This window comes from Psychromonas arctica DSM 14288 (assembly GCF_000482725.1).
GTDB lineage: Bacteria > Pseudomonadota > Gammaproteobacteria > Enterobacterales > Psychromonadaceae > Psychromonas > Psychromonas arctica.
In genome coordinates this window covers 88,410-101,235 of the sequence record NZ_KI519479.1, presented here as the reverse complement: position 1 = coordinate 101,235, position 12,826 = coordinate 88,410, and the positions used below count along the sequence as shown (strand labels likewise).

Genomic DNA, 12,826 nt, shown 5'->3' with positions numbered 1-12,826 from the left:
CAGCGGCCGCAAGGTCAATGCCTAACGGCGATCCCCCTTGTAATTTTTACATTCACGCATGTAATAAACACAAAGTAACTTTACTAAAAAGTCATAACAAAAAACAAATAAACAATAAAAATCAATTATTTACAGATTTGGCACAATAATAGCTAATCCACTTTACCTAATCAAAAAGGAGAAAATAATGAAAAACTCAATTCGTTCAATTATTGCACTTACCTTGTTCACTGCAGGTTCAACAACCGCATTCGCAGACAACACGTGGGAAGATAAATCTAAAGATGCATGGTTAGATGGCAAAGCAGAGACAACGCTTTTATTTAACAGTCATTTAAACTCTTTTGATATTAATACCGATGTGCAAGACCGTGTTGTGATCCTAACGGGTAAAGTAGATAGCGCCGTAGACAAATCATTGGCGGAAGAGTTAGTAACAAGCCTTGAGGGTGTTGAGTCAGTTGACAACAAGCTTTCAGTAATTAATAAAAAACAAGATAGTGAATTAGTTGCTTCGTTAACCGACTCAAAAGTTGAAGCCGTAGTTAAAAGTAAATTATTAATGTCATCGGACGTGAGCGGCACTAGTATTGAGGTTGAAGTGCTTAATGGCGTAGTGATATTAACCGGTGAAGTTGACTCAGACAGTGAAGAAGAATTAGCAGTGATGATCGCTAAAAACAGCGAAGATGTTAAATCTGTTATAAACAAATTAGAAGTTGCTGATAGCTAAACATTAATCAGCGCTTAAGAATCATATAAAGCATGCTTCGGTGTGCTTTTTCATGCACATAAAGCGTTCACTATTTCAAAGCTTTTTAAGAGTTATTTAAACCTTTAGATTAAATCATACAAACCTCCCTATCAATTATTGAAGTATTAATACCTATGCCTTAAGGAGTAATTTGTATAAATATTCTTAACTAATTAATAATAAACAATAAAAAATAGCCCTTTTAAACGAGACTGGTCGTTAAAAAAGTCGATATTTAAATAAAAATGTGCAATAACTTACCGTTAAATATTGCTAGTATGTGGCATTATAAAATATTTTAGTTATAGGCAAAAAGTCTATTGAACGACCATAAAGGATCACCGTGTTAAATATATTATTAGTTGATGACGATGAAGAGTTTACAAGCGTAGCATGCCATATTATTGAGTTTCTTGGGCATGACATCATGACGGCTAATTCTTTGCAGGAAGCGTATCAGATACTAGAAAATAATGACTTTGAGCATATTTTTTTAGACTTTATGTTACCCGACGGTAGTGGCTTGCACTTAATTGATTATATTAATAAGTCTGATCAAACACCTTATATTACCCTGATCACAGGACACCCCTTAGTAAAAGGGATGTTAGACAGCTTATGTGGCCCTAAAATAGACTACCTTGCTAAACCTTTACAACGCGAAGATTTAGAGGAAGCGCTGTCGCACAAAAGTCCAAAAGCAACAAATAAAAAGCACAACTCATCGTTACCCCATAAACATTTCGGTTGTTTAATTGGAGAATCCGATGCGATGAAAGCCCTTTATACCATGATTGAACGTGTTTCTTTGACACAGGCAAATGTGATGTTAATGGGAGAGAGTGGCGTGGGTAAAGAGGTTGTTGCACAAGCTATTCATAGCGCGACTAATAAAGTAAACAACACAGAGCATCAACTGATCGCAACGAACTGTGGCGCTTTAACCAAAGAGCTTATTGTAAGTGAATTGTTTGGTCATGAAAAAGGTGCTTTTACCGGCGCAATTGCTAAAAAAGAAGGCGTATTTCAACGTGCAGGTGATGGCACTTTATTTTTAGATGAAGTCACTGAAATGCCAATTGATATGCAACCTAATTTATTACGTGTATTGGAAAATAAAAAAGTTACCTCAGTAGGCGGTACCAAAGAAGTCGCGGTTAATTGCCGTGTTATTTCAGCCTCTAATCGCACCGTCGCAGAGATTGCAGAGAAGAAATGTTTACGTGAAGATATCTACTTCAGATTGGCCGTTTTTCCTATTGCAATCCCAGCTTTGCGCGAACGCAAAGAGGACATTCCTTTATTAGCTCATACTTTTTTACATGAGCTTAATGAAGAGAATAACCGTCAGTACCAATGGCAAGCGGTGCAATTACAACGTCTTATGGACTATGACTGGCCTGGTAACGTACGAGAATTACGTCATGCCATTCATCGTGCTTTTATTATGTCAGATCCCCAGTCGACATCGATTGAGTTACCAACAATATTCAGGTCGCCCTTCTCTTCGATATCAGAAAGTAGCCATAGTGTTAGCGCAGGGCAAACCATAGAAGATGTTGAAAAAGAATTAATCAAAGTGACCTTAAAAGATGTAAACGGTAATAAATCACTCGCCGCTGAAATGCTAGGTATTAGTACTAAAACCTTATACAACCGCCTGCATGCGTATGGTGAATTTAAAGAGTAAAGCATAGCAGTAAGGCATTTTTATAAGCCTGAGTTAGTGACCACATCGAAAAGCGATTCAGGCTCTACTTTCGAGGGCTGATACGTTAAATCCTTAACTAATAGATAAGGTTAATTAAATAATGAATGATCAAGTAAACAACAGTGATGCCAAAAAAATCAATGAACTAATTCATGACGCTCGTGCCCCATTAAATAGAATTTCAATGCAAGCAGAGATGATTAAATTAGTACTTGAAAATAATATGCCAATCGAAAAAGCATTAGAAGCTGCGGATAAAATCCTTATTTCGTGCCAACAATGCAGCCAGTCTTTAGAACACATTGCAAATAAAAAATCGGATTAATTGAGACGAAATAAATCGGGATAAAGTAAGTGTTTAACTTATATTTAAAAACGCTTTCAAAGCAAATACATAGGAAAATAAATGACATCGATTTCTCGCTTATTAAATAACAAACGCATTTCATGGGCTTTAATCTACTTTATTGTCATCGGCATGATCACGATTAATGTCGTATTAGCATTAAAAACAATCGATGAACTAGCAAAAACGCAAAAAAGCTTAACCAATACTGGGGAGGTTATTTTAGCGTTAGATAAATTGCATATACTTGTTTTATCTGCAGAAACTGGACAGCGTGGTTATTTATTAACGGAAAATAAGGACTATTTAGCTCCCTACCAAGAAGCACTTTCATTAGTGTTAAGTCAAATTCAAAAAGTCAAAGCCCTACAGACAGATATGGTGGCTGACCTAGACAAACAACAGGTATTGTTAGAACTTGTTGCAACAAAATTAGATGAACTCACCTACACCGTTGAACTCGCACTTAACGATAAAGAAAAAAGAGCTATTCGCACAGTTATGACGGGCAGAGGTAAAAACCTTTATAACGAAATAAAAACCTATTTTGATGAATTGCAAAATGCTGAAGTTAAACATCGTTACAACCTATACAAAAAACTCAATAAAATTGAAAAAGAAGCACAGGTGACCTTTAGTACCTCCGCCATCACCAGTTTTTTATTATTATTTGGCTTATGGTTTTTAGTGCGAATTAATAATAAAACAGAGCAACAATACAAAGATACTTTAGAGCAGCAAAATGAAAAACTAGCGGATGAAGTAAAAGAACGCACTAAAGAGTTAACTTTGTACTCCGAGGAGTTATCACGCAGTAACCGAGAATTAGAAGACTTTGCTTTTGTAGCATCACATGACTTACAAGAACCGTTAAGAAAAATTAGGGCTTTTGGTGATCGCCTGATGACTACCTACGCTACTGAAATTGACCCTAAAGGTCAGGATTACCTTCAACGAATGTATAATGCGGCAGAACGGATGTCGAACTTAATCAATGACCTACTCGAGTATTCTCGTATTAATACTCGAGGTAAGCAATTTGTGAGTGTTGCGCTAGATGAAGTGTTAGAAGCCGTATTAGATGATTTAGAAGTGGCCATTGAAGAGAGCAAGGCGGAGATCATAGTGACCGCATTACCCGTTATAAATGGCGATAAATCACAACTTGATCAACTTTTTTTGAACCTACTAAGCAATGCAATTAAATTCAAAAAAGAAGCCGTTTCACCGCATATCAATATCGATTACAAAGAAACCATGGTCTTTGACCCACAATTAGAAACCGACAGTTTATGGTATGAAATCACCGTAAAAGATAACGGCATTGGTTTTTCACAAGAATTTGAAGATAAAATATTTATTCCGTTCCAACGCTTACATGCACGTTCTCAGTATAAAGGAACAGGCATTGGTTTAGCGGTATGTAGACGTATCGTAGAGCGCCATGGCGGTATTATCTCAGTACAAAGTGAGGTCAATGTAGGCTCTGAATTTACAATCAAAATCCCACATGATTTTACTTTTACAACAACCAGTTAAGGTTAGATAAATGAATACAAAAGCAATTACCATTTTAATCGCAGATGATGATGAAGATGATCGCCTATTAGCTCAAGATGCACTAGCAGAAAGCCGTGTATTAAATAAACTGCATTGTGTTGAAGACGGTGTTGAATTACTTGAATATTTAAACCGAGAAGGTCAATACCAAGATAAATGTAGCTCACCAAGACCTGATTTAATATTATTAGACCTTAATATGCCGCGTAAAGATGGACGCGAGGCGCTGAAAGAGATTAAAGAAAATCCAAATTTAAAGGGTATCCCGGTGGTTATTTTAACCACTTCAAAACAAGAAGAAGACAAAATTAAAGGCTATAACTTAGGCGCTGCGTCCTATATTACTAAACCCGTTAATTTTGAAGGCTTAGTTGAATTAATGAAAGTATTAGGGAAATATTGGATTGAGTTTGTTGAGTTTCCTGTTTCTAATGATGATTAGCCGCTTCTTGTAATGATCCATTTCCCTAGCGCTAGTTATTGCTAGCGTGAGTTATTGCTAGCGTGAGTTGTTTCTAGCTTTAGTTATTTCTAAAAGTGCTGAATTATTTGTCCGCAAACAAATGGAACTCATCACTTACTACTTGAACAATAATACAGGGCTAGTACTGACTAGCCTCTAAGTAACACCCAAGTAGCTGAAGAGCGAAAACCCTTTAAATACTGAATTCAATTTAAATTATAATCAATGAAGACTTAACCATGACTGAATCTATAAAAAGAGTATTGCTGGTAGAAGATGATGAAGATGATTACCTATTAACCAGTGACTATCTTCAACAAGTCTCCAATTATCAATTTGAAATTCAATGGACAGATAGTGCAGTTGAAGCGTTAGCCTTACTCAAGCAAAATAAACACGATATCTGTTTACTTGATTTTCAACTTGGTTCATTGAATGGTTTAAATGTGTTACAACAAGCGATTAATGCGGGCTGTACCATTCCCATTATTATGTTGACGGGTCAGACAGATAGCGAATTAGATAATAATGCACTGGATGCCGGCGCGGTTGATTACGTTATCAAGTCAGAACTTAATACCACGCGTTTTCATCGTGCTATTCGTTATGCACTGTCCCGTAAAGAAGTTGAAAATGAACGCTTAGAGCGCATTAAAGCTGAGACTAAAAATCGCTCAAAGGATAAGTTTGTTGCACATCTAAGCCATGAACTGCGAACCCCCCTTACCTCTATTTTAGGCTATACGGAACTCTTATTATCGCACCAAGAAAATACTCATATTCAATCAGAGTTAAATACAATATTAAATAATGGTAAGCATTTATTAGGGCTGTTAAATAACGTATTAGATCTCTCTAAAATAGCGGCAGATAAATTAGAATTAAATAATGCGAATATTGCCTTAGACAACTTTATTACAGACCTGTACGCGTTAATGTCAGTGACAGCAGAAGACAAAGGTATTTCACTTAATATCAATACAAGCACCCCACTACCACTTGAAATCAATGCCGATCCGATTCGTTTAAGGCAGGTCTTTATTAACTTGATTCATAACGCCATCAAGTTTACCGATAATGGGGCCGTGACCATTGATATCTGGTTACAAACAGAAGCGAATAAAAACACCTTATATTTTACTATCACTGATACAGGTATTGGTATTCCTCAACATTTATTAAAAACCATCTTTAAACCCTTTGAACAAGTTGAAGATATTGTTTCTCGGAATGAAGCTGGAGCAGGATTAGGACTAGCCATCTGCTGCGAATTATTAAAAAAGATGGGTGGCACAATAAAAGTTGAATCAGAGGAAAATGTTGGCAGTAAATTCATTATTAGTTTAAATCTTGGTGATTTATCTAATACGCGTATTGAACCATTTGCCTTTAACCCTATCAACGCGCAAGCACCTGAGGCTACTCTGCCGCAAATAAGCGGACGTATTTTAATTGTTGATGATATAAAAGATATTAGAAACTTAATTGGCTTTATTTGCCGCTCCTTTGGGTTAAGTGTTTGCTATGCAGTTAATGGTGGCCAAGCAGTTACTAAAATCATCGAAGCACAGGTACAAGGTACGCCCTTTGATAGCATCTTGATGGATATTCATATGCCAGTGTTAGATGGTAAACGAGCCATTGCCAAATTAAGAAGCATGAAGATCACCACACCGGTTATCGCGGTTACAGCAGCCACCATGAAGGGTGTTGATCAAGAACTAAAATTGCTCGGTTTTAATGATGTAGTGGCAAAACCGGTAGATAGAGAAGTATTATATCGAGCATTAGTAAATTGTTTAGGCATCAATATAAACTCTTCTGGTATTGAAACTCAAAGCACTGACAACACTTCATCACCACTTGTTAATACTGAAGATGGCAATTTAATCGCGTCGCAACAAACAAAAGATAACGTAATAGCTATCCAACTCGATGCAAATAAGCTGAACAATACTTCAGCAACAAGCTCTCAATCAACAGCACAAAATTTAGAGGCTGTCGAGGTGTCAAAACGGTTTTTAATTATTGAAGACGATCAAGATGCTGCTCAAATAACAGCGTTATTACTGAATAACCTCAATGTAAAAACACAAATTGCGCACAGTGCTGCTGAAGCGATAGCTTTATTAACCAGTAAAGATCAACCCACTAAAGATGATTTTTACGACCGTATTTTACTGGATATCAACTTACCCGATGCAAACGGATTAGCTTTTTCAAAAGAATTACGCTTGTTATTACCAGACAGTGAAATAACTATCATCAGTGGTAATGAGATTAGTGCAAAAACCTTAGCCGAGTTTGCGATTGACCAAGCTTTATTAAAACCAATCAATTTAGCGATGCTTAAAGATATTATTTAACGTCGAGCTAAACCTTGAAGATAACTTTATCCGTTTAACCCTTTAACCTTAGAGGCTAAAAGTGCTAAACAACTGCTCCGCTACACAGCCACTAGGCTGATAACCATTGTTTATGATGAGCGATGGTTATCAGTTCTATTTATTAACAACAAGTTAAATCCCCCTAAAGATTGTTCTACCTATCAACTCCAATATCATCCTCACTCACAGTACTGAGCACTTCACCGATAACAAACCACCTATTGCAACATCGTAATAACAATATTAAAAAATAAATTGATAACAGGTCGATATTAATAACAACGTAAATATCTACTTCATCGTCATTGTCATCGTCATCGTCAATAGAGTAGTGCACTCTTTCTTTGCTCTGCAAACTTTACACTTTATCTTGTAAAGTTTACTTCAACTCACTTTCCTAAAAAACAGAAAACCAAATAAAAACAATAAAATCAATACATTAAAAACTGGCACGCATCTCGCAACATAGATATCAACAATATCATTCAACATACAAAAAGGAGCGTCACATGTTAGGTTGGGCATTAACTTTCTTTATCGTTGCAATCATTGCAGGTGTGTTAGGTTTTGCAGGAATAGCTGGAGCAGCGACAGGAATAGCTAAAATAATATTCTTTGTCTTTGCCGTATTACTGGTGATTTCATTAATTGCTAACGCACTAAGAGGTCGAACACCAAAGCTTTAAGCATTTAAATGTTAAGCATTAAAACGAGCCTATTTATATACATTAAACATTTGAACTTTAAACATTAAAGTGAATCTATATCACATAAATTAATTATTACTGGAGATCGACTATGAACTTTAACAAACAAAAAACACTATTAGTACTAACACTTGCGTCAACATTAGGTTTAGCGGCTTGTAGCGATGATAGCGCAGAAACAGCAGGTGAAAATATTGACGAAGCAGCTGCGGAAACGAAATCATTTGCAGAAAATGCTGGCGATAACCTAGATACGCTTGTTTCAGATACTAAAGATGCAGCGGGAGAAGCCGGTGATACACTAACCGAAGCTGTCTCTGACTCTAAAGGTGCAGCTAGCGATGCAGGTGACAAAATAAAAGACGCAGCAACTGATACAGGTAATGCCATAGAAGATGCCTGTGAAGATGTTAAAGGTGAATTAGGCGCTGAAGATAAAGACTGTTAATCACTAACCTATTGCGGTGATCTAAAAATTAACCACCTTTTAGCCTAATATAGCTTTTAATATCAAGCTTAACTTTGATATCAAGTTTAACAAGGTTTTAAGAATGGCTTTTAATATCACTTAAAATATGGCAATAGTTAACAAAAATGCATCGTGCTAATACACGATGCATTTTTTATTGCGGCTTTGTAAGTTGCAAACATCTCATAAAGCTAAAAAAATAACAATCTAGTATCTAGAAGAGATGCAGCGTTCTTAACGCTCACTTTTCACTTCATTTACAATAACTACGTTTTAAAAACGCGATTAAATTTAAAATTAAACGGAATAACAACGCTTCAGCACTGACATCGCATCATTCAATGCCTTGGTCGTCTCCAAACATCCGCCTTTATCAGGATGGTATTTTGCCAATAACTGTCGATAGCGCTTTTTAATCATCACTAAATCACATGGCTCTTGTAACTCAAGCAAAGTTAATGCAGCGATCTTTTCACTATTGTCCCCAATATTAAGCCAAAAACTATCTAGTAGATTAGCTACATCTTCACTTGATGTGTCGTGCAAATTATTGATATCTAAATAATAACCCCTTAATGGATCATTATTCGCCAACTCAAGGTGTAGATTATATTTAGGGTCATTAGCTCTATTTTGCTGACCTTGCTCGGCGGGTAAAAATTGAATATTTAAGGCTTCAATAATAAGCATGCCCTCTTGAGCGGCTTGTAATTGATCATTTAACTTATAGAGTGCATGAAATAAAAGAAAGTGTTTCTGAAAGAGGTCTAAGTTATCAAAGAAGGTGGCATTTCTAGAAAAAGGTTCTTTTTTCGAGTAAGCCGTATCTATCGAATTTAGTGGCTCTGCTGCTTGTTGTGGAGGTTCTTGTGGAGATGCTTGCTGCTGTAACAGTGTTAACAGATCATACTCTTTGATCCCTTGCGGATAACCTTTAAGCATTTTTAATAGACGACTGTTGTGATAGCTATTTTTTTGTTCCTTGTTTTTCTGCTCACTTTTCTGATCATTGCTTTGTTGATGCTGACTCACTAACACTGCTCCCTTTCATTAACCTATACCCGTTAAGCTAATATCAATAACTGCAATACAATAAATATATGTTTAGTTCTAACTTACAACTTTACACCTGTACCACTATGAACATAAGCGTAGCAGATTTACATCGTAGTATAGTTAGATAGATTAAAAGTTTTGTAAAGGGAATAACCATTTACAAAACTTTTGGCTTAAACTAGCTCCTTTTTCCTGCCTAATATCTGATCATTAAATTAACGAAATTGCTATTAGCAGGTTCCTTAGCTATTTAATCGCCTATTATTTAGTAGTTCTGATCAATGGTACGAAACGTCAAATTAATACGAGCCGTATTGACTTTTTTAGTCGGTGGTAATCGATGTAACCAATGCGTTTGAGTTGCGCCTTTCATAACTAATAAACTGCCATGTTGTAAGAAAATCGACTTCGTATCTTGGTTTACTTTATGTTTAAAAGAAAACTTACGCTCTGCACCAAAACTTAATGAAGCAATCGCCCCATTCTTTTGTAAGTCTGTTTCACCATCATGGTGCCAAGCCATCCCTTCTTCACCAGTACTATAGAGGTTTAATAAACAAGAATTAAACTGATGCCCTGTTGCTTCTTCTACCCTCTTTTTTAATACTAGTAGTTCAGGCGTCCAGGGTAAGGCCACTTTCGTCATATTAGAATAAGTGTAATTAAAAGATTCATTAGCATACCAAGCGACCTTTCTCTTGGTCACAATCACTTCACCTAAAATATTTGCTTGGTCATGTTTCCATTGAATGGTGTTAAGCAAGATATCAAAGAAATAATTCGCTTCATCAAAGGGGATTAACAGCCCATGGTACTCTACTATCCCATCGTAATTAATAATGTTAATCGGCGACTCTTCTAGCGCTGAAAATAAGTCCAGATTGTACATTCTATTTCCTCTTTTAAAGCAAACTCATCACTAAGCTAATATTTGTAAAACTGCGCTATTTTCTACAAAACTTCACTATCTTCTAGAAAGCTTAATATAAAGAAATAACGACAAAAATATAATAGCAGCCCCTATCAGCTTTTGTGTTTCAAGTATTTCTCCAAGCACCACCATGCTCATGAGCAGTGTCCAAATGGGTTCTAAAATCATGATTAATGCGGCAGTTTCGATCTTAATTGAAAGTTGTCCCATGGTTTGTAATAAATAACGGATTGAAGTCGCAACAACAGCAGAAATAACGAACCAAACTATCACGTAATTGGTTAATTCAAAGTGAGCTTGTTCGTTAAACACAGCAAAAAGTGCAGTAAAAATGCCTACCGTCAATAACTGTATAAAGATAGAGATAAGCGGCTTAACACTGCTGGACATCTTTTTATTAAATACAAAATGCATAGACAGTAACGCAGAAGCAAGTAAAAAACACCATTGGCTTTTCTCTACCTGCCAACCATTAGACAGTGTCATCAACATCATGCCAGCAATCGCAATAGGTAACGCGAACCAGAATGCTCTATTAGGGCGTTGACGAAAAAACAACCATGAAGTAAAAGGTGCAATAATCATCGCTAAGCTCATGATAAAGGCCCCTTCAGAGACGCTGGCAGTGATTGACATCGCATAGACCCAGACCTTCATTGAAACGGCTAAAATAAGGCCAACGGAACACACTGATATAACTTGTTTGAAGTTTAAGCGTAATACTTTTTTATAACAAAAAGGAAATAAGATAAGACTCGCAAACAAAAATCGAACCGATAAAAAGATGTCACCCGGTACTGACTCAATCACTATTTTAGAAGCAATCCAACCAACTGCAGCTAGCAATGTAGCTAATAATAAATGAAACTCTCCGCGCATCGGTTTTCTCTTTTTAATTGTTTTATTTTTACGTTTTATAAACACAAAAAAGCAACCAAACTGTTCCGTAAGGTTGCTTTTAATAAACTGAATGACTAGCCACACTAGTTTAACTGAGTCACAAGAATTAGCTTAACTTATTTGCAACATTCAGATTAACTATGCTTAGATTTATTCTTGTATAGTTTTAATGTATGGCTTAGTTTACTCAGGCTGACTGTATTCAGGATAATCCGTTAAGCCTTTTTCGGCTCCACCGAATAACGACTCTGGATCATGAGCAGCTAATGGGTATCCATTTTTAATACGGTTTGGTAAGTCGGGATTAGACACAAATGGACGTCCAAAACCAATCATATCAGCCAATCCACTTTTAATAGCTTGCTCGCCTTTTTCAGCATCATAACGTCCCGCGTAAATTAATGTTCCTTGATAAGCCGCACGAACATTTTCTTTAAATATTAAAGGTGTTTCAGGTGCATCGTCCCAATCCACTTCTGCAATATGAATATAAACAACATTATGCGTATTCAATAATGCAGCGGCGGCGCTATAAGTTTCTACAGGCGTTTCATCAACCGTACCGTTTAATGAAGTAAACGGCGCTAAACGAACTCCCACGCGATCTGCACCGATAGCATCAACCATTGCAGCAACCACTTCACCTAGAAAACGTAGACGATTTTCAATACTGCCGCCGTATTCATCAGTACGATTATTGGCATTTGAGTCAATGAATTGATTGATTAAATAACCATTAGCAGCATGAAGTTCAATACCATCAAATCCCGCTTCAAGAGCATTCAGTGCCGCTTGACGATATTCTTCAATAACAGCTTTAATATCCGCTTTCGTCATTTGACGAGGTTCAACTACATCAACAAAACCAGGTGTACCAACACCATCATCAACAAATACTTTTACATTTTCAGCTTTTAAAGTAGAAGAAGAAATCGGTTGAACACCACCCGTATTATCTGGGTGTGATACTCGACCAACATGCCAAAGCTGAGCAAACATAACACCGCCTTTTGCATGTACGGCATTGGTTACTTTTTTCCAACCCGCAATTTGTTCTGCACTGTATATCCCAGGTGTCCAAGCATACCCCTGACCTAATGCAGAGATTTGTGTGCCTTCACTAATAATAAGCCCTGCACCTGTGCGTTGTGCATAATACTTAGCCATGATGTCATTTGCTTCATTACCCGGTTGAGTAGCACGAGAACGTGTCATCGGTGGCATCACAATGCGGTTTTTTAATGAAAATTTGCCTAATTGAAGTGGTTGAAATAGTAAATCTGTCATCATATCTTCCTTTAAAAAATTATTCAGTTTTAATCAATTCTATTTGATATCCATCGGGTCTGTAATAAAAGCAATATGAGGTTGCACCTATAACAGGGCCAGACTCACCTATCACTTTTCCACCTAATGCATTGTTCTTGCTGCAAGCAGCGTAAATATCTTCAACGCCAAGCGTAAGGATTAATTAAGAAGCGCAGTACCGCTTCGATAGCCAACAATATACTCCACTCCATTGGTACTTTAAAATTATGATTA

The 12,826-nt window shown here is 36.6% G+C and carries 13 protein-coding genes; 8 read left to right on the top strand and 5 right to left on the bottom strand.

All coding sequences use genetic code 11. The features are described 5' to 3' along the window. The first annotated feature begins 187 nt into the window (after positions 1–187). The 8 genes from H592_RS0115480 to H592_RS0115440 all read left to right on the top strand — a co-directional run bounded on the left by H592_RS0115480 (position 188) and on the right by H592_RS0115440 (position 8,376). Positions 188–733: a BON domain-containing protein gene (locus H592_RS0115480; RefSeq protein WP_028869563.1), complete on the top strand. Its 546-nt coding sequence runs from the start codon at positions 188–190 to the stop codon at positions 731–733. 364 nt (positions 734–1,097) lie between these two features. Next, positions 1,098–2,444: a sigma-54-dependent transcriptional regulator gene (locus H592_RS0115475; protein ID WP_028869562.1), complete on the top strand. Its 1,347-nt coding sequence runs from the start codon at positions 1,098–1,100 to the stop codon at positions 2,442–2,444. 121 nt (positions 2,445–2,565) lie between these two features. Beyond that, entirely contained in the window at positions 2,566–2,790 is a 225-nt protein-coding gene (locus H592_RS0115470; protein ID WP_028869561.1) for a hypothetical protein, read from the top strand. An 81-nt stretch (positions 2,791–2,871) separates the two neighbouring features. Beyond that, positions 2,872–4,350, top strand: coding sequence for a sensor histidine kinase (locus H592_RS0115465; protein ID WP_037071956.1), 1,479 nt, complete (start codon positions 2,872–2,874; stop codon positions 4,348–4,350). A gap of 10 nt (positions 4,351–4,360) precedes the next feature. After that, positions 4,361–4,813 carry a response regulator gene (locus tag H592_RS0115460; protein ID WP_028869559.1) on the top strand — a complete coding sequence of 151 codons (453 nt, stop codon included), beginning with the start codon at positions 4,361–4,363 and terminating at the stop codon, positions 4,811–4,813. 260 nt (positions 4,814–5,073) lie between these two features. Further along, positions 5,074–7,200, top strand: coding sequence for a response regulator (locus tag H592_RS0115455; protein ID WP_028869558.1), 2,127 nt, complete (start codon positions 5,074–5,076; stop codon positions 7,198–7,200). Positions 7,201–7,730: 530 nt separating this feature from the next. Then, positions 7,731–7,907, top strand: coding sequence for a DUF1328 domain-containing protein (locus tag H592_RS23720; protein WP_028869556.1), 177 nt, complete (start codon positions 7,731–7,733; stop codon positions 7,905–7,907). A 112-nt stretch (positions 7,908–8,019) separates the two neighbouring features. Continuing rightward, positions 8,020–8,376: a hypothetical protein gene (locus tag H592_RS0115440; protein WP_028869555.1), complete on the top strand. Its 357-nt coding sequence runs from the start codon at positions 8,020–8,022 to the stop codon at positions 8,374–8,376. 318 nt (positions 8,377–8,694) lie between these two features. Here H592_RS0115440 and H592_RS22530 read toward each other — a convergent pair whose 3' ends face one another. The 5 genes from H592_RS22530 to H592_RS24835 all read right to left on the bottom strand — a co-directional run bounded on the left by H592_RS22530 (position 8,695) and on the right by H592_RS24835 (position 12,752). Further along, a complete protein-coding gene (locus H592_RS22530; RefSeq protein WP_051369206.1) occupies positions 8,695–9,429 on the bottom strand; it encodes a DNA-J related domain-containing protein in 735 nt (244 codons plus the stop codon). 289 nt (positions 9,430–9,718) lie between these two features. Beyond that, positions 9,719–10,342, bottom strand: a complete 624-nt coding sequence (locus tag H592_RS0115430) for an alpha-ketoglutarate-dependent dioxygenase AlkB family protein (protein ID WP_051369205.1) — start codon at positions 10,340–10,342, stop codon at positions 9,719–9,721. A gap of 75 nt (positions 10,343–10,417) precedes the next feature. After that, entirely contained in the window at positions 10,418–11,263 is an 846-nt protein-coding gene (locus H592_RS0115425; protein WP_037071954.1) for a DMT family transporter, read from the bottom strand. Positions 11,264–11,467: 204 nt separating this feature from the next. Then, positions 11,468–12,571, bottom strand: coding sequence for an alkene reductase (locus H592_RS0115420; protein ID WP_028869552.1), 1,104 nt, complete (start codon positions 12,569–12,571; stop codon positions 11,468–11,470). Between the two features lie 19 nt (positions 12,572–12,590). Further along, a complete protein-coding gene (locus tag H592_RS24835; RefSeq protein WP_342665430.1) occupies positions 12,591–12,752 on the bottom strand; it encodes a VOC family protein in 162 nt (53 codons plus the stop codon). Positions 12,753–12,826 lie beyond the last annotated feature (74 nt).